This window comes from Chryseobacterium sp. KCF3-3 (genome assembly GCF_045865955.1).
Lineage (GTDB): Bacteria > Bacteroidota > Bacteroidia > Flavobacteriales > Weeksellaceae > Chryseobacterium.
On the sequence record NZ_AP035792.1, the window covers coordinates 4,942,529 to 4,960,067 of the forward strand.

Below are 17,539 nucleotides of genomic sequence, written 5' to 3' on the forward strand. Positions count from 1 at the left end.
ATGGGTGTAAATCTATTATTTTAAATCTAAAAAAACAATCAATTACAGGACAACAATTGTCTAAATAGCCTTAATTTTGATCAGCATTATTGTCTAAAAATTAATGTATGAAAATTAAAAACCTTGACCATCTTGTTTTAACGGTGGCAGATATTGATAAGACTATTGAATTTTACACTCATATTATGGGATTTGAAGTCGTTACTTTTGGAGAGAATAGAAAAGCACTCATCTTTGGAAATCAAAAGATTAATCTGCATCAGAAAGGACATGAATTTGAACCTAAAGCAGAGATTCCCACCTGTGGTTCTGCTGATCTTTGTTTCATTGCAGAGACAGATGTTCATGAGATAATGGAAGAGCTCAGACAGAAAAATATAGAAATTATTGAAGGGATTGTAGAAAGAACAGGGGCAGTAGGAAAAATCAAATCAGTTTACTTCCGTGATCCGGATTATAATCTTATTGAAGTAAGCAATTATTATTAACGAAAAAGCTCTGTATCAGTTTATTGCTATTCATTTTTTAGAATTTAACGAGCTGGGATTTTTAAAACATAAACCATTCAGTATAAAATTCATATAAAATTTGCAAAAACCATTGAGAAAATCTATTTAATCCTTTATATTTCGAATTTAAAGCCTTAATTTTGCATAGAAATTCAGAAAAATTCGGATTCTTTCAACAGGTTATGTACATGAAAAAAATGATGATCGGGCTTGCTTTGGCCTTATCCATTACTATTTGGGGGCAAAAAAACCCTGCAAAAGCAAACAATCTGACCCCTTACAGCTATCAGACTTTTAACTGTGACAATAAAGGGTATTTTGACCCGGCTAAATATAACAAAGAAGAAATAGACGGAGTAAATAAACTTTTGTATCAGTTCAATGGTGTTGTATTTGACACCCAACCTGTTTTTAAAATTACCCAGCTTGACGAGATCCGTAAAAACAGAGAAACTTATCTACAGGAACTGGAAAAGCAGTATGAAGAAAAGAAAAAGGAATTGTACAGTCTTAAAGTCATTGATCTTCCCCAATGGAAAAAATTAATGGAAGAAACCATTGATTCTTTTGAAAATGAATACCAGCTTAACAAAGAAGAAATCCTAGCCTATTCTGATCCTTCCACGCTGAGAAACAGTAAATATTACGATACCTGCAGAGAACAGATTGATGCTATATCCTCTCCTGACAGAGAAAAGATGTTTGCAGCCTGGAGAGCGTATACTGAACTTAAAAGCAAAAATAATGCTGACCCGAAAGGCGTAATGGCAAGATTTGATGCCAAAATGAACGACCCACAAAAAGAAGATTATGCATTAATTGATATGATTGGTCTTGGTTTTCACAACTGTGCCAACAGCAGTTTCAGACAAAAGCGTAATAATGAAGAGACAACTTATAAAGATTTTGATAAGATTTTCACCAAGTTAAAAAGAACTTGTGATCAGCCGTAGACTTATTAAAAAGATTGAAAGATTGAATCATTAAGAAATAGAATAGCAGCACCCAGATTGGGTGCTGTTTTTTATTGGTAAAGTTTGCAGAGAACGGTTAAGGAACGGTTAAAAGTGGGTTAATGGCTTGTTATTTCTTTGTAAAAGCCATCATTACTTCTATTTTCGTCTTTAAAACTACTCCATGAAGTCAATTGTTATTCTCCTGACCTTAGTATTGTGTCTAACAGTATCTGCTCAAAAAACACCTACTATCCTTCCTTTTTCTCTGGAAAACAATTCTGTGTATGTGTATTGTAAAGTGAACAAAACCGACAGTATTAAGTTCCTGTTTGATACAGGTGCCGATGGCTCCGTGATTAATAGCCATTCAAAGAAAAAGATCCCGTTGAAAATTGATGGAAAGTCTGAGAACAGAGGTTCCAATGGAGTGAATAGTGTAGATTACAGCAGTCATAATACAGTACAATTTGGAGATATTGAGAAAAAGGAAATACAATTTACTCTTATTCCTTATGAATCTGCCCATTTTGAAGGAGTTTTCGGAACAGATCTGATGAAGGGCAAACTCATTGAAATAAATTATCATAGAAATGAAATCCGGTTTTATGAAGAAGATGACCTGTCTGTGGATTTAACAGGCTATGAAAAGGTAAAACTTCATATGATCGACAACTACCCTGCTGTGGAAAGTAGTATCATTGTGAATAATAAAGAATATTCAGGATTCTTTGGGCTCGACAGCGGAGCGGATGATGTGCTTACGATTGCTTCTCCTTTTGCAAAAAAGAATGTTCTGGTAACAACCATGAAAACAATAGGTAAAGCCACAGCAAGAGGTTCTGACGGTTCTGTATATGAAATGCCTGTTGTTCTTTGTCCGACTGTTCAATTCGCTCAGAAATATCTTTATAATCTTCCGATTACACTTTCCGGTTCTACAGAAGGAATTGATTCTACAGAAAAAATGGCTGGATTTTTTGGTAATCAGTTTTTAAAAAGGTTCAATACCGTTATTGATTTTAAGAATGGGTTTATTTATTTTAAACTGAATAAAAATTTGTATTCAGCGTTTAATTAGTTGTAAAACCAAATTAGGATATTCTTCAGTACTATTAATAAGGTCATAATTGACATAAAGATTAAATTTTATACTTTTATTCCAACTTTAACAAACTTACATAAAATGTCTCCAGAAGAATTTGTAAAAAACTTTTATTTAGAGAAACAAAATATTCTTGATTCCAGTTTCGATTATCAAATGGAATATAAAAGCATGACTTCAATAAAAATTGAAGAATTAAATTTGGACGAAATTCAAACCAAAAAATTAAAAGAGATCGTTTCAGGTCTTCTTACTGACACTTTTTATACAATCCTTTTGGGTTTAGATGGCTCCGCAAGCATTGGTGGTATACAAGAGTCTTTTAAAATTTATGATGAAAATGATAATTTATTATCAACTCATGGAGATTTAGAAGGTTATGCGTATGAATATTTTCACGGAGAATAAAAGTATGACATTTGAAACTTTAATATCTATTCCCTTTACTCTCAGAGCTATTTAAATTAAAACAAATTAATAATGAATAAGTTATGATTTTATGGATTTAATTTCTTAATTTTGCACCCCGAAAATAAGGATTAGAGATATGAAAAAAATTGGTGAACACAGAACGCTTCTTGGAGTTGATAAAAACGTTACTTTAAGAGAATTAAAGACGATTTACAGAAATGTGATGAAAGATACCCATCCTGATAAATTCATTAATGATGAAGCAGGAAAGCAGGAAGCAGAAGAAAAAAGTAAATCTGTGATTGAGGCATACCACTTTTTGGTAAGTATTAATCCTGAAACACAGGAAAAATATAAAGAAGAATATACTGAAACCATTACAAAATCTAATATTCAGGATTTTTATCTGGAGAAATCAATTTTAATGGTTCAGCATTTGAACGGAAATATGTATGAGTATATGGGAGTTCCAAGAAACACGTACATCAAAATGGTTAACGCTGATTCACCAAGCCGTTTTGCAAGAAGACACATCTACGGAAACTTTGTTTACAGAAAGTCCGGAGAGGCTATGGCAGATTAATTTTTTCTACTACAATATAGAAGAGCTTTCAGTTTTACTGGAAGCTTTTTTTGTTGCCAAAACCGGATGTTATGTTTTGGCTAAAGCCAATATTGGCTGTTATAAATTTAAGCGGGCTAAAGCCCGCTCCTATTGAATATTTTCTTAATTCGCAATAATCATCAATAGAAATGGTCCCTAATCCTGAGCTTAGACGAAGGAAGCCCATTTACAATAATAAAAACCATTCAGCGGCATTAGCCAAAACCTATATAATCCAATTTTACATCATCAAATATCAACAAAAAAGCGCCTCAGAAAATCTGAGGCGCTTTCGGTTAATTAAAGGTTTAATTTATTTGTCTAAATGCTTAGGAGTAAATCCGTCTTCATTCAGCTCTCTGTGTACGTAATCTGCTTTCATTTCAGCTTCGTAGTCTACTTTAGTATCTTTACCCATTCTTCTTAGAACAGAGTCAAATAGAGAGTATACTACCGGTACAATGATCAATGTAAGGAATAGTGATGATGTCAAACCACCGATTACTACCCATGCAAGACCTTTGTTCATCTCAGCTCCGGCACCTGTTGCCAATGCGATCGGTAACATACCGAAGATCATCGCAATAGTGGTCATCAGGATCGGACGAAGACGAGCGTGGTTGGCTTGTACCAAGGCATCGTGAGTATTGGCACCTGCTGCTTTTCTCGCATTCGTAAAGTCAACGATAAGGATCGCGTTCTTCGCTACCAGACCAATCAACATGATCATCCCTAACATGGTGAAGATGTTTAACGAGTTGGCAGTTAAGGCAAGAATTACCATTACCCCGATCATCGCTAACGGGATTGAGAACAATACCACGAAAGGATATACGAAACTGTCATATAGGGAAACCATTACCAGGTATACCAATACGATAGCTGCCAATAATGCAATTCCTAATGTACCGAAACCTTCCTGCTGGTTCTCCATATCTCCACTCCAGATGTAATCTACACCCACAGGTTTTTTGGTGCTGTTCATGAACTGATTTGCCCACTCATTAGCTACGTCCCCTACTGGTCTACCTACTGCTTTAGCTCTTACTTTTACCGAAGGAGATTTATCTCTACGTTCAAGTAAGCTTGGTCCTGAACCCATTTTTACATCAGCAAACTGGCTTAAACGAACCTGCTGTCCCTGAGGGTTTGTAAACATAAGGTTTTTAACGTCATCAATAGACTGTCTGTTCACATCTCCGAAACGGATATTGATATCATATTCATATTCTCCGGCTCTGAATTTTCCGTCAGTATTTCCGTTGAACGCTGTCTGCATTGTCTGTCCTACACTTGAAAGGTTTAAACCTAAAGCAGACATTTTATCTCTGTCAATACTTACCTGAACTTCCGGGCTACCTGTATCTGTTGACAATTCTGCATCTACTGCTCCAGGAACTTTTTTCAATAGTTCAAGGATTCTTGTTGCTTCTTTTACTGCTGTAGCATTATCCGGAGCAGTTACCACCATCTCAATTGGAGCATTTTCTGCACCCATGATACCGATTGGAGCCGTTTTAAATTCAACTCCTGTGAATTTCTCCTCAAGTTGTCTTTTAATTTTTGCAGCTTTGATATTGGTACTTTCTGTACGCTCAGATTTATCTGTTAAGTTTACCTGAACCTCAGACTGGTATGTTGTTGCCTGAGCTCCACCAAAACCTGTAGACTGCTGTCCAACTGTTGTAATAAGATCTACAACATCTTTATCATTTCTTAAGAATTTCTCAACATCTAATGTTAACTGGTTTGTTTTTTCAACGGTTGCATCTTTTGATAATTCCATTTGTACCAGGAACTGACCACGGTCGATGGGCGGGAAAAACTCACCTCCAATGAATCCGAATGCTACCAGCATGAATGAACTGATTAAAACAATGAAGGTAATCACCACTGTTGAAATTCTTCTCAATGTCGTTTTCAGACACCATTCAAGAATATCAGTGATCCAGTGTGTAAACTTGTCAATTAATCCTTCAAACCAAAGAATGAATTTCTCAAACCAGTTTTTACCTGTTAAATGCTCCAGCTTACCGAATCTTGATGACAACCAAGGAATGATGGTAAATGATGCCAACAATGATAACAAGGTGGCAATAACTACCGTGACGCAGAACTGTGCAAGGATGTTGGCTACAAGACCTGAACTCATCGCAATCGGTAAGAATACCACCACAATTACCAAGGTAATCGCAGCTACGGTAAATCCGATCTCTGAAGCTCCGTCATACGCTGCTCTGATCTTACTTTTACCCATCTCCATGTGACGGTAAATGTTTTCCAGTACTACAATCGCATCATCCACCAGGATCCCTACCACAAGCGAAAGTCCCAGTAAACTCATTAAGTTCAAAGTATATCCCATCAGGTTCATTCCGATGAATGCTGCTACCAATGAAGCCGGGATAGAAACCATTACGATGAATGCGTTTCTGATACTGTGAAGGAATAATAACATTACAATTGCCACGAGGATAATCGCTAAGAATAAGTCGAAAATAACGTGGTTGGCAGATTCAAGGGTAAATTCTGTAGTATCGTTTACGATTTTTACTTTTACTCCCTGAACTTTATAAGCTTCTTCTACCGTTTTAATTGTTTTCTGAACACTTTCAGATACTGCTACGGCATTCGCATCAGATTGTTTTTTAACCTGCATCAAAATAGTAGGAAACTGGTTGAATCTCGCTACTTTTTCAACATCCTTCTGAGAGTCAAAAACGGTTGCGATATCAGATAAACGTACTTGTGCTCCATTTTTGTTAGAAACAACAAGGTTGTTCATTTCCTCTGTAGATTTATACTTTCCTGAAAGTCTGATCGTAGATTTTGTAGTTCTCGTTTTCAAACTTCCTGTAGGGAAGTCAAGGTTTGATGAAAGAATTGCCTGTTGTACGTCTCCGATTGAAAGTCCGTACCCCTGTAATTTTTTCTCATCAAGATTCACCTGGATTTCTCTCTCCTGTCCACCTACAAGGTCTACCTGAGCCACACCGTTTACACGGGAGAAAATAGGTTCAATCTTTTTATCCAATAAGTCATAAAGGTCCTTACTGTTCAGTTTATCCGATGAAATACTCATCGTGATAATAGGTAAGTCATCTAAGGAGAATTTATTCAAAGACGGCGCTTTCACATCCTCCGGAAGGTCTGCCAGAATTGCATTTACCTTTCTCTGGGCATCATTCAAGGCGTAGTCTACATCGGCACCATCGTTCAGCTGAACCATGATTACGGATAAACTCTCGTATGAAGATGATTCTACCTTTTTAACGTTTTCCAAAGAACCTACGGCATCTTCAATCTTTCGGGTCACGGAGGTTTCCACCTCTGCAGGTGAAGCTCCCGGATAGACCGTAGAAATGGTTACCATGTTGGTTTCAAACTTTGGAATCAATTCGTATCCCATGAGCGTATAACTCAGGATACCTCCCAGCGTCAGAATTGTAAATAATACAATTACCAGCGAGGGTCTTTTAATCGATATTTCTGCTAACTTCATAGATCTACTACTTTATAATGTTCACTTTAGATCCGTTATCCAGATTGATCTGTCCGCTGGTTACTACCTGCTCTCCTCCATTCAATCCGCTTAACACCTGAACTTTATCTCCGTAAACTTTTCCGATGGTTACTTTGATCAATTTAGCAACACCATTCTGAACAACGAATAATTGTCCTGAGCTTACTCCATTTACAAACGCCTCTGCAGGAACTGTCAGCATATTCTGAGTTTCTGCACCGTTGTTTGTACTGAATTTAGCGGTTGCGTACATACCTGCTTTCAGGTTTCCTCTGTTTTGTACTTCAATTTCTACAGGGAAATTCAGAGAAGCATCACTTTTAGGAGCGATGAAAGTAATTCTACCTACGAAAGAATCTTCAGGTAAAACATTTACTTTAATCGGAACTTCCTGACCTAACTGGATTTTTCCGATCTGGCTTTCATCTACTAAAACAGAAAGTTTAAGGCTGTTGATATTTACGATTTCAAACATTGACGTTCCAGGAGAAACTACTGTTCCAGGTTCAACCATTTTCTTGTTGATGGTACCGCTGATTCCCGCACGAATGCTTGTGTCATTTACTTTTACGCTTTGTGCTCTAACTGCAGCCTGCATATTTTTCAGCTGTAATCTTGAGTTATCAAGCTGTTGCTTTGTAACTCCACCTGTTTTGTAAGCATTTTCATAGCGTTGGTTATCCATAATAGCATTCTGAAGATTATTCTGAGCCTGGGTAACATCCACTTCAATAGCATCTCTTTTAATGGTTGCTAAAACCTGGCCTGCTCCAACTCTTGAACCTTCTTTTACCAAAACGCTTACAATACGTCCTGAGATTTCAGAAGACTGGTTCATTTCCTGTTTTGGAATGAAAGTACCATTGGCTGAATAGTCTGTATCAATATTTTCTCTTGTAACCGTTACAATATTTACATTGATTTTATCTACCTGCTTGGCAACTTCTTTTACTTCCTGCGTCTGCTTTTCTTTGTTACCAGCAATTTTGTAAGCGGCTAACCCTACCAGTACAGCTGCTACGATGATATATATTACAGTTTTTTTCATTTTAGTTTATTATAAGTTTTGTAGTGTGTTTAGTTCACCCTTAGCTTTTATCAGCTTAATCTCTGCCTGTTTGTAATCTAATAATGCATTAGAATAATTCTGTTTTGCCTGTGTTAAAGCATTTTCAGAATCCAGTACTTCTGTAAGTGTTGCCAAGCCATACTGATAGTTAGATTGAGTATTTTTCTGAACTCTTTCTGCCAATCCTACATTATCTTTCATGCTTTCGATATTAATCAATGCATTTTCCATATTGGTAACTGCATTTTTATAATCTAAACTTAAGCTCAACTGAGTATTTTCAATATCAACATCAAGATCCTGAATATCAATTTCTGCCTGGTTGATCTTAGCTTTTGTAGCACCTCCCGTGAAAATAGGAATATTTACATTCAAACCAATGGCTGAATAATCACTCCAAAGAACGCCTTTGCTAAGACCATTTGTCAACGGGAATTTGGCTCCGTTTGCTCCCCATCCGTAGTTCGCTGTAAGATTTACTGATGGATAAAGATAAGCTTCAGTCGCCTTTTTATTGAAAACCAAAAGTTCTCTGTTTTTATTTAAAACTTTAAGCTCTGTACGATCATTAAGATTTACGTTGCTCGCAATCAGTTCAGGCTTTGGTTCGATTTCTTTTTCTTCAAGCTCGATGTCTGTAGAAATCGGGATTCCCATATAAAACTTCAGGGCATTTTTTGAAAGTTCAACCGAGTTGATTAAGGTCTGCTTATTGGAACCAATATTGGTAAGCTGGACATTGGTTCTGTCTAAATCGATTGATTTTGCCAAACCGTTATCAACCAGACTTTTAATAACATTTCTTACTTTTTCAGTGTTGGCATAGCTGGCAGTTACCGTTTTAAGATTTTCTTCCTGTACGAACACCTGATAATAAGCTGTAGCTACATTTTCAATAATCTGTTCATTGGTTAACTGGGCATTCAGTACATAAAACTCTCTTGTTGATTTTGCCGCTTTAAGTCCTGTAAATACTCTTTGATCAAAAATCGCCTGTTGAAGTTGTACAGAAGCTGTTGAACCCCAAGGCTGCCCAAACTGAGCTCTGATTTTCTCTCCTCCAAATTCCAGTAAAGATTCCTGAATAATTGGATTATAGGTTAATCCTGCCGTCGCAGTCACCTGTGGAAGGGCACCAGCTCTGGCTTCATCTATCTTGTATTCGGCTTTTTTGACCTGTAAAGCAGCTTTTTTAGCTTCTGCTTTATTTTGGAGTGCCTGTTTTATTGCTTCCTGCAGAGAAACCTGCTGCTGGGCAGACATCAGTGTTGAGCCGAAAATCATAAATGCTGAAGCTATCCCAATTTTTAGCTTTGTAGCAGTTATACGTTTTCTATTCATAATTTTATACTTCGTTTATTTTTTATTTAATTTTCAGTCATTATTTATTTCTATTTGACGAATCATTTTCAGAAATACTTTAGTTTTTTTTTAGTTTTTGAACAACATATTGATAATAATCTCTTTTCTTTCAGAAATAATCTTATCATATTCTTCATCATTAATTAAAAGATTCTCCATAAATAATGGTCTTATCGCACTTGGGAATACCAATAGGGCAACCATATTCAGAATAAACTGAACAGGTGCCATTTTCTCAATATTTCCCAATTCCATTTCTTTTTCAATATCCTTGTACATATCGTTCAGGATATCTTCTTCAATTTCTCTCTGATGGCAGGTTCCTTTATTGATCTGGGATACGATATACGTTTCCAGATACGGATACTGAAGACTTGTAGAAAGACTGCTTTCTATGAATTGACTGATCTTCTCTTTAAAAGGCAGATCAGAATTCTGAATGATCTTCGATTTTTCCTGTTCTACTCTTTGTGCTTCATCAAAGATGATCTGGATAAGCTTATCCCTTGAACGGAAATAGTAATTAATAAGGGTTCTGTTCACTCCAGCTTCATCGGCAATCTCCTGCGTAGTAGCATCAAACTTTCCTTTCACAAAGAATAAATTCTTCGCTGTCTCCTTGATCAATTCCTGTGTTTGGTCTTTTTTTGCTTGATTTGACATTTTTGTTAAACAAATTTGTGCAAATTTATAGTAAAAAATATTTTTGACAAAATTGTTAAACAAAAAAATTAAACAAAAATGTTATGACATCCATCATGTTTCCCAACTTAAGTTTGTGATTTCTTAATGTTTCACGAGAAGTCTATTTTTATATCTTTGCCGCAAAATTAATAACCCAATGCGAAAACTTCTCTTGCTATTCGTTCTATTGATAGCAACTCTGTGTTATTCACAATGTAATAACTGTGCAAAAAATTTTGGAGGCTGGATTGAGGATAATATGGTAGGCATGAAAAAAACAAATGATGGTTTTTTATATGTTTATCAGGCTGACCAGTCTTATACGTATGCCAAAATGCTCAAATATGATTTTAACTGTAATCTGATTTGGGAAAAATATGATGTAATACAGGCTTTAACAGTAGACAATGCCGGGAATATCTATACGCTTGGAACGTCTGGTTATTATATGAACTATGTCAACAAATTAAAAAAATACAGCGCAGACGGTACTTTAATTTGGGAGAAACAATTCACTGGAGAGATTGGAAGACTGGCAAAAAACATATTTATTCATCAGAATGATGTCATTGTAACAGGAGTTTTCAGTTATACACTGGATTTTTTCAATCAAGTTTCATTAACTAATAACAGTGGTCTTACACAGCCTTATCGCAGAGGATTTCTAGCCAAATTTGACACCAATGGAAATTTCTACAATGCCATCCAGCTAGGTCAGGATATGGAATTTTTTAAAGACTCTGAAATGGATAATGCCGGCAATATTTATATATCAAAAGTTCATGCGAATTTTGCTTATAGTAAGATTGAAAAGTTTGATCATAACCTACAGTTAATTCTTTCCAAAGAGATCTCCAACAATGCAGGAGTTTACTGGGCATATTGCCCTACAAATCTTCATTATAACAAAATTAATGATAAGATGTATGTTTATGGAACTTTTGCTATTTCAACAAAAGTAGACAACACTTCATTTTCTACAGGCAGCACCAGTAATGGAATACAGCAAAGTATTATTACCGAGTTTGATATTAATAATTTAAATCTTCTCCGGTATTTAAAGTTTTACAATAACAGTTTTTTACAAATTCCTCAGGAAACCAATAATAATACGAGAACTTTAAATAATGCCTATTTTGCTGAAACCAATGATTACCTGTACACCTTTGGAACCTTTTCAAAAACGATGACGCTGGGTAATACTACGATTACCAGTTCTAATACCAATAACACTTATTATGGCGAAGATTTGGTTTTCTTTAAAATTAATTTGGTCAATTTTGAAGCTGAATACCTGTTTAAGTCTGATGCTCCACAAAATACTCCCTATCAAAACTTAAATGCAGCAAATGAAATCTTCATCAATAATGATAATGTTTATCTTTCATCAAACTTTAGAAATATACCGATCATACTGAACGGAACAACAATTAATAACAACAGTGGAAATGGTGCTGAGGATGTGTTACTGTATAAATATAGTACAACCAACTCTTCCAATACACTCTCATCAAACTCTCCTGTTTGTACTAACTCCACCCTTCAACTTTATGCCTCTGGCGGAACAAACTATAGCTGGACTGGTCCAAATGGCTTTACCTCAAATCAGCAGAACCCAACCATACCTAATGCAACCACAAATAATACAGGAACTTATACTTGCCAGGTTTCAGGAGGAACTTGCAGTGGAACATTTACCATAAATGTTGTTGTAGGTGATCATATCGCTCCTGTTCCGAATATTCCTGTTCTGACAGATATCACAGGAGACTGTCATACAACGGTTGCTACTATTCCTACTGCTACCGATAATTGTGCAGGAGTAATTACCGCAACAACAACTGATCCTTTATCTTATTCAATTCCAGGAAACTATATCATCCACTGGACTTATAACGATGGAAATGGTAATACTGCAACTCAGAATCAGAATGTAATTGTATCATCTCCTGCTCTTCCGACCCCTGCAAACACTCAACAGAGCTTCTGTGCTACCAACAATCCAAAGATTTCTGACATTCAGATCACAGGACAGAACATCCAATGGTATGATGCAGCAGGAAATACTTTACCTGCAACAACGGCTCTTATCAATGGACAAACCTATTATGCTTCCCAGACTATTAACGGATGTGAGAGTAATAAAACTTCGGTTCAAGTAACGGTAAATAATACTCCTAAACCTACAGCCAATGTTAATCAGGATTTCTGTGCTTCTGCAAATCCTACACTCGAAAAGATAGTTGCAATGGGAACATCCCTTAAATTCTATGATACAGCAGGAAATGTAATTCCAATGTCAACTCCTCTTGTGAACGGACAAACATACTTTGTAACCCAAACAGTCAATAACTGTGAATCTGAAAAACTGGCTATTACCGTAACACTTTCCTCAGATAATGTACCGGCAAAAGACATTACACAGGTACAATGTAATACGACGACTGCCAATTCTATGGTCGTTAATCTTCATTCTTATGAAGCAAATATTATTAATAACCCAGGGAATTATATTTTTACTTATACTGACACTTCAGGAAACCCTATTTCTAATCCTTCAGCTTATGTTTTAAATATCGGAACAATCCTTATCCACGTAAGGGTTTCAACTCCAGACGGATGTTTTAAAGTGGTGAGATTAAACCTTACGCTTAATCCAAAACCTATTGTTCTGCTTCCTGATACGCTTGATTTCTGTGAAGGAAAATCAGTTGTTTTAGATCCGGGTCCCGGATTTAAGTCTTATGAATGGAATACGGGAGCAACCACTCAAACTATTACAGTATCTACTCCGGGAACATATACTGTGAAAGTAACCAACGTTTTTGGATGTGAAAGTACAAGCTCTACTCAGGTGAGTTATTCTGTTTTGGCTCATATTGTTTCTGTGAATATTACAAACAATACAGCAACTGTGATTCTTTCTCAGAGCGGAAATTATGAGTTTTCTTTAGATAATTTCACATGGCAGGATTCTAATATATTCACTAATTTAAATATGGGAGAATATACTGTGTATGTGAGAACAAAATCAGGATGTATTATCGGACAGAAGAACTTCTCGATATTCAACATTCCGAATGCAATCAGCCCCAACGGTGATGGCATCAATGATACATGGAGAATTGCAGGATTGGAAAATTATCCGGGAACAGAAGTCAGCCTTTATGACAGAAGAGGTGCTGTGATCTACAAAGAGATTATTAAAAAGAATCCTTTTCAATGGGATGGAAAATATGAATCTCATGCTATCTCCACAGGAAATTATTGGTATACTATAAAAGTTTCTGACGGAAGAGTCTACAGCGGCTGGCTTCTGATTAAGAACAGATAGTAAAATAAAAACGAGCAGAAATTTCTGCTCGTTTTTTGTTTTATAATAATTTGATCTTATCGTCTGAAATATCGATGATCTTATCTTTATAAAGTCCTCCGATCGCTTTTTTAAAGTTTTTCTTACTCATCTGAAGTTCGTCCTTAATCTCTTCAGGTGAAGATTTATCAGATACATACAGAAGTCCGTAGTTTTCTTCCAGTTTGTTCAGAATCTTTTGTTTGAACTCATCAATATTTTCAAATCCTTCCGGCTGTAAAGAGACATCTATTTTACCGTCTTCACGAATAGCTTTGATAAATCCTGTTTCTTCTGATAATGGATACAGTTTTTTGAAAACATCGGAAGCGTAGATCAAACCAATGTATTGTTTGTTGATGATGACATTCCAGCCCAGTTCACTTTCATTCATCATGATCAGGTCTACTTTGTCTCCTTTCTTGAACGGAAGCTCATCATATTGAGGGTTTCTCTTGAACTTAGTAGTACCTGTAATCAGTTCCATATCTTCGTCTACATAGATATAAACCAGGTATCTTTTTCCTTCGATGATTTTGGTTTTCTGCTGCTTGTAAGGAATAAATAAATCTTTAATGATTCCCCAGTCCATAAAAGCTCCGCTTGGAAGACTTTGTACACAGCTCATTACCGCAAATTCACCGACTTCAGCTAACGGAATCTCAGTAGTTGCTTTTAATTTATCATCATCCTGGTATACAAAAACTTCAACTTCCTCACCTATTTCTTTTTCGTCCTGAATAAAGATTTTAGGTAGAAAAGCCTTCTCACCGGATTCATCTACGAGGATCCATCCTGAATTAATTTTTTCTGAAATTGTTAAAGTTTGAGTTTTTCCGAGTTGCATTGATGATAAAATTAGCTGACAAAGGTACGGAAATTTGAAGATGCTATCCTAGTTAATACCATTATAATTCTTTTAAAGACTCATTTCTATTTTTTATAAAACCTCTAAAACACTTACATTTGAACAAAGAAAAATAATCATGAAAAAATATTTCATCCTGCTTCTGTTTCTTTCTGCTGTCTTTTCAAAAGCTCAACTGCTTGAGAAAACAGCGGTCAATATTTCATATCGTTATACCGGAAGAAATGTTTTGCAGGCTGGATTAGAATACAGATGGGGCGAAAGCTATGAAGGGTCTATTATTATTGGTCCTTCCCTACTTTATACGCGTGTAAATGAGACCAATAAATTTATTCCAGAGATCAACATCAATCTTCTCCGTGCCGGACTATTGATGGGAATATCCGGTAATCCATATTCAGTAGAACCAAGAATTGGTGTTTCATTGTTCAATGCAGTATTTCTCAATACGGGCTATGCCTTTCCTATCCACAGAGAAAAGTATTTTAAAGGGATAACTTTTGGAATCCAGTTTAATATCGCTCCGAAACATTCTAAGTTTTATGATAAACTGAAAGTCATGTAAAAAATACGTTTTGGCTAAAGCCATTGGATTTGTTGTATAAAATAAACGGGCTAAAGCCCGTTTCTATGGAATATTATAAGTTCGAGATATAATCCATCAGTTCACGCTTGCTGCTTTCAAAATCAAAAGCATCATAAACCATGAAATAACGGTCTTTATCTGCACAATTGCGGTACATCGATTTCGCAAGAACCAATTTCTTATTATCAAAACTGATCGCTTTTACCAGATCTCTTATTTGTGCCGAAGTAAACATTGATGTACGCATCTGCTGATTGATCATCTTAATTTTTCCATCATCAAAACTCTCATTGCTCATCATCATATCAAAAAACTGACGGAAAGAATGATTATCCATCACATTTCCCTGCAGAGGCCAGTCTCCGGAATGATTTCCATAAGGATTATTCCAGATATCGTTCCAGTCATTAAAACCATATTGATTTTGAACAGGATAAGAATCCAGGAGGTATAGGCCTTCGTTGGTAAAGAAATCAAGCACCATTCTGTTGTTATTTCGAAGCATCAATGTTGTTCTGTAGATCAGAAAACCATTCTCGTAGATTGAAATAGGCATTCTTCCTGATGACAGATCAAAGAACCTGTACTTTCCGGAGCCGTTTGCCATCATTTGATCACCAACTTCCACAGTAAAAAATCCCTGCTCTGGAATTCGCAGAAAGACTTCTGCATACCCATAGTTTCTGTTCCATTGATAATTAGGATTTTTTATTCTATTTCCACTTCTCTGGGGAATTGTATTATTTCCAGATCTAGGTTGATCAAAAGTTTTATTTCTTTCATCCGGACTTTTAGAGGTTCTCATTTCTGTAGTGGAAGCCTCATTTTTTAATAATTCTCCTGCTTTTCCTGCTTCCTGTGCCCATGAACTGATTCCCGCCAAAAGCATCCAACTGATAAAAATCTTTTTCATACATGAAATTTTCAAAAACCATCTCCATTTTCATGCCAAAAGCAGTACAAAAAAGGCTGCTTCAATAAGAAACAGCCTTTAATTTTTAAATATTTAAATGATTAAATTTTTTAATCAAATATTACATATGAATAGGTCTTTTTGCTGTAGCATCCAATGCAGCCTCTTTAATAGCTTCTGCATACGTTGGGTGAGCGTGAGAACTTCTTGCAATGTCTTCAGCACTTGCACGGAACTCCATAGCGATTACCCCTTCAGCAATAAGGTCAGCAGCTCTTGCTCCTACGATGTGCATTCCTAAAACCTCATCTGTTTTTTCGTCTGCAATAATCTTAACAAGACCATCGATATCACCACTTGCACGGCTTCTACCTAGAGCTCTCATTGGGAAAGATCCTACTTTGTAAGCAACACCTTCTTCTTTTAATTGCTCTTCAGTTTTACCAACTCCTGCAACTTCGGGCCATGTATAAACAACACCAGGAATCAGGTTATAGTTGATGTGAGGTTTTTGTCCTGCCAATGTTTCAGCAACGAAAACACCTTCTTCTTCAGCTTTGTGAGCCAACATCGCACCTTTGATAACGTCACCGATCGCATAGATATTAGCAACATTTGTCTGTAAGTGGTCGTTTACTTTTACTCTTCCTCTTTCGTCAAGCTCTACACCTGCTTTCTCAAGTCCAAGACCATCTGTGTAAGGTTTTCTACCTACAGAAACTAAACAGTAATCTCCTTCTACTACTACTTCTGCTCCTTTTTTATCTTTAGCAGTGATCTTTACAGTATCTCCGTTTCTTTCAACCGCAGAAACCGCAGTAGAAAGCATAAACTTCATTCCTTGTTTCTTAAGAACTTTAGTCAATTCTTTGCTTAAAGCTCCATCCATTCCAGGGATGATTTTATCCATAAATTCAACAACCGTTACCTGAGCTCCTAATCTTAGGTATACTGAACCTAGTTCAAGACCGATAACTCCACCTCCGATTACTACTAAATGCTTAGGAATTTCTTTAAGGTTTAAAGCTTCCGTAGAAGTAATCACTCTTTCTTTATCTAAAGAGATGAAAGGCAGTGTAGTTGGTTTAGAACCTGTTGCAATGATTGTATATTTAGATTCGATCGTTTCAGAAGAACCGTCGTTTTTTGTAACTTTAATCTGAGTAGCAGATTCGAAGCTTCCTACACCTTCAAAAACAGTAATCTGATTTTTGTTCATCAGATAGCTGATTCCGTCTGTATTCTGCTTGATCACTTCGTTTTTACGCTCGATCATTCTAGCGATATCTGCTTGAGGCTCGTTAATGATGATTCCGTGACCTGCAAAATTGTGTTTTGCATTTTCGAAATGCTCAGAGCTGTCAAGAAGCGCTTTTGACGGAATACATCCAACGTTAAGACAAGTTCCGCCTAAAGTTGAATATTTTTCAATAATTGCTGTTTTGAAACCTAATTGTGCTGCACGGATAGCAGCAACATAACCACCGGGACCAGAACCTATTACGGTAACATCGAATTGACTCATGTTATTGTATGAATTTGTTTATTATTATCTATCTTAATTCTCACAAATTTACATATAAATTACCAAGCACCAAAG

General features: G+C 36.1%; 14 protein-coding genes. 7 read left to right on the forward strand and 7 right to left on the reverse strand.

Going from position 1 to position 17,539, the window contains the following annotated elements:
* Window positions 1–107: 107 nt before the first annotated feature.
* The 5 genes from ACKTTZ_RS22075 (at window position 108) to ACKTTZ_RS22095 (ending at window position 3,561) form a co-directional block, all read left to right on the forward strand.
* Window positions 108–488: a VOC family protein gene (locus ACKTTZ_RS22075; RefSeq protein ID WP_253317929.1), complete on the forward strand. Its 381-nt coding sequence runs from the start codon at window positions 108–110 to the stop codon at window positions 486–488.
* A 209-nt stretch (window positions 489–697) separates the two neighbouring features.
* Window positions 698–1,462 (forward strand): hypothetical protein, encoded by a 765-nt coding sequence (locus tag ACKTTZ_RS22080; RefSeq protein WP_407846625.1) that lies wholly within the window; start codon window positions 698–700, stop codon window positions 1,460–1,462.
* A gap of 184 nt (window positions 1,463–1,646) precedes the next feature.
* Window positions 1,647–2,543, forward strand: coding sequence for a retropepsin-like aspartic protease (locus tag ACKTTZ_RS22085; RefSeq protein WP_407846626.1), 897 nt, complete (start codon window positions 1,647–1,649; stop codon window positions 2,541–2,543).
* Between the two features lie 105 nt (window positions 2,544–2,648).
* Window positions 2,649–2,975, forward strand: coding sequence for a hypothetical protein (locus ACKTTZ_RS22090; RefSeq protein WP_034695546.1), 327 nt, complete (start codon window positions 2,649–2,651; stop codon window positions 2,973–2,975).
* A gap of 139 nt (window positions 2,976–3,114) precedes the next feature.
* Window positions 3,115–3,561, forward strand: coding sequence for a KTSC domain-containing protein (locus tag ACKTTZ_RS22095; RefSeq protein ID WP_034695549.1), 447 nt, complete (start codon window positions 3,115–3,117; stop codon window positions 3,559–3,561).
* A gap of 334 nt (window positions 3,562–3,895) precedes the next feature.
* Here ACKTTZ_RS22095 and ACKTTZ_RS22100 read toward each other — a convergent pair whose 3' ends face one another.
* From ACKTTZ_RS22100 to ACKTTZ_RS22115, 4 genes are all read right to left on the reverse strand, one after another.
* Window positions 3,896–7,084 carry an efflux RND transporter permease subunit gene (locus ACKTTZ_RS22100; protein WP_034695550.1) on the reverse strand — a complete coding sequence of 1,063 codons (3,189 nt, stop codon included), beginning with the start codon at window positions 7,082–7,084 and terminating at the stop codon, window positions 3,896–3,898.
* Window positions 7,085–7,091: 7 nt separating this feature from the next.
* Entirely contained in the window at window positions 7,092–8,153 is a 1,062-nt protein-coding gene (locus tag ACKTTZ_RS22105; protein WP_034695551.1) for an efflux RND transporter periplasmic adaptor subunit, read from the reverse strand.
* A gap of 9 nt (window positions 8,154–8,162) precedes the next feature.
* Window positions 8,163–9,515, reverse strand: a complete 1,353-nt coding sequence (locus ACKTTZ_RS22110) for a TolC family protein (RefSeq protein ID WP_034695554.1) — start codon at window positions 9,513–9,515, stop codon at window positions 8,163–8,165.
* Between the two features lie 90 nt (window positions 9,516–9,605).
* On the reverse strand, window positions 9,606–10,199 hold the full coding sequence (locus ACKTTZ_RS22115; protein WP_034695556.1) for a TetR/AcrR family transcriptional regulator: 594 nt from the start codon (window positions 10,197–10,199) through the stop codon (window positions 9,606–9,608).
* A gap of 289 nt (window positions 10,200–10,488) precedes the next feature.
* Here ACKTTZ_RS22115 and ACKTTZ_RS22120 point away from each other — a divergent pair, with 289 nt between their 5' ends.
* Window positions 10,489–13,554: a T9SS type B sorting domain-containing protein gene (locus ACKTTZ_RS22120; RefSeq protein WP_407846627.1), complete on the forward strand. Its 3,066-nt coding sequence runs from the start codon at window positions 10,489–10,491 to the stop codon at window positions 13,552–13,554.
* 40 nt (window positions 13,555–13,594) lie between these two features.
* Here ACKTTZ_RS22120 and ACKTTZ_RS22125 read toward each other — a convergent pair whose 3' ends face one another.
* Complete coding sequence (locus ACKTTZ_RS22125; RefSeq protein ID WP_079241922.1) at window positions 13,595–14,419, reverse strand: S1 RNA-binding domain-containing protein; 825 nt, start codon at window positions 14,417–14,419, stop codon at window positions 13,595–13,597.
* A gap of 139 nt (window positions 14,420–14,558) precedes the next feature.
* Between ACKTTZ_RS22125 and ACKTTZ_RS22130 the strand changes: the two genes are divergently transcribed.
* The gene (locus ACKTTZ_RS22130; protein ID WP_034695565.1) at window positions 14,559–15,005 is read left to right on the forward strand and encodes a hypothetical protein; all 447 of its coding nucleotides are present in this window, start codon (window positions 14,559–14,561) and stop codon (window positions 15,003–15,005) included.
* A 73-nt stretch (window positions 15,006–15,078) separates the two neighbouring features.
* Here ACKTTZ_RS22130 and ACKTTZ_RS22135 read toward each other — a convergent pair whose 3' ends face one another.
* Both ACKTTZ_RS22135 and lpdA read right to left on the reverse strand, forming a co-directional pair.
* Window positions 15,079–15,939 (reverse strand): DUF4476 domain-containing protein, encoded by an 861-nt coding sequence (locus ACKTTZ_RS22135; protein WP_034695568.1) that lies wholly within the window; start codon window positions 15,937–15,939, stop codon window positions 15,079–15,081.
* Window positions 15,940–16,060: 121 nt separating this feature from the next.
* Window positions 16,061–17,464 (reverse strand): dihydrolipoyl dehydrogenase, encoded by a 1,404-nt coding sequence (lpdA, locus tag ACKTTZ_RS22140; RefSeq protein WP_034695570.1) that lies wholly within the window; start codon window positions 17,462–17,464, stop codon window positions 16,061–16,063.
* Window positions 17,465–17,539 lie beyond the last annotated feature (75 nt).

Bases quoted from the DNA above. Each gene is read 5' to 3' on its own strand.
- ACKTTZ_RS22075 (WP_253317929.1), top strand. From the start codon at position 108: ATGAAAATTAAAAACCTTGACCATCTTGTTTTAACGGTGGCAGATATT.
- ACKTTZ_RS22080 (WP_407846625.1), top strand. From the start codon at position 698: ATGAAAAAAATGATGATCGGGCTTGCTTTGGCCTTATCCATTACTATT.
- ACKTTZ_RS22085 (WP_407846626.1), top strand. From the start codon at position 1,647: ATGAAGTCAATTGTTATTCTCCTGACCTTAGTATTGTGTCTAACAGTA.
- ACKTTZ_RS22090 (WP_034695546.1), top strand. From the start codon at position 2,649: ATGTCTCCAGAAGAATTTGTAAAAAACTTTTATTTAGAGAAACAAAAT.
- ACKTTZ_RS22095 (WP_034695549.1), top strand. From the start codon at position 3,115: ATGAAAAAAATTGGTGAACACAGAACGCTTCTTGGAGTTGATAAAAAC.
- ACKTTZ_RS22100 (WP_034695550.1), bottom strand. From the start codon at position 7,084: ATGAAGTTAGCAGAAATATCGATTAAAAGACCCTCGCTGGTAATTGTA.
- ACKTTZ_RS22105 (WP_034695551.1), bottom strand. From the start codon at position 8,153: ATGAAAAAAACTGTAATATATATCATCGTAGCAGCTGTACTGGTAGGG.
- ACKTTZ_RS22110 (WP_034695554.1), bottom strand. From the start codon at position 9,515: ATGAATAGAAAACGTATAACTGCTACAAAGCTAAAAATTGGGATAGCT.
- ACKTTZ_RS22115 (WP_034695556.1), bottom strand. From the start codon at position 10,199: ATGTCAAATCAAGCAAAAAAAGACCAAACACAGGAATTGATCAAGGAG.
- ACKTTZ_RS22120 (WP_407846627.1), top strand. From the start codon at position 10,489: ATGAAAAAAACAAATGATGGTTTTTTATATGTTTATCAGGCTGACCAG.
- ACKTTZ_RS22125 (WP_079241922.1), bottom strand. From the start codon at position 14,419: ATGCAACTCGGAAAAACTCAAACTTTAACAATTTCAGAAAAAATTAAT.
- ACKTTZ_RS22130 (WP_034695565.1), top strand. From the start codon at position 14,559: ATGAAAAAATATTTCATCCTGCTTCTGTTTCTTTCTGCTGTCTTTTCA.
- ACKTTZ_RS22135 (WP_034695568.1), bottom strand. From the start codon at position 15,939: ATGAAAAAGATTTTTATCAGTTGGATGCTTTTGGCGGGAATCAGTTCA.
- lpdA (WP_034695570.1), bottom strand. From the start codon at position 17,464: ATGAGTCAATTCGATGTTACCGTAATAGGTTCTGGTCCCGGTGGTTAT.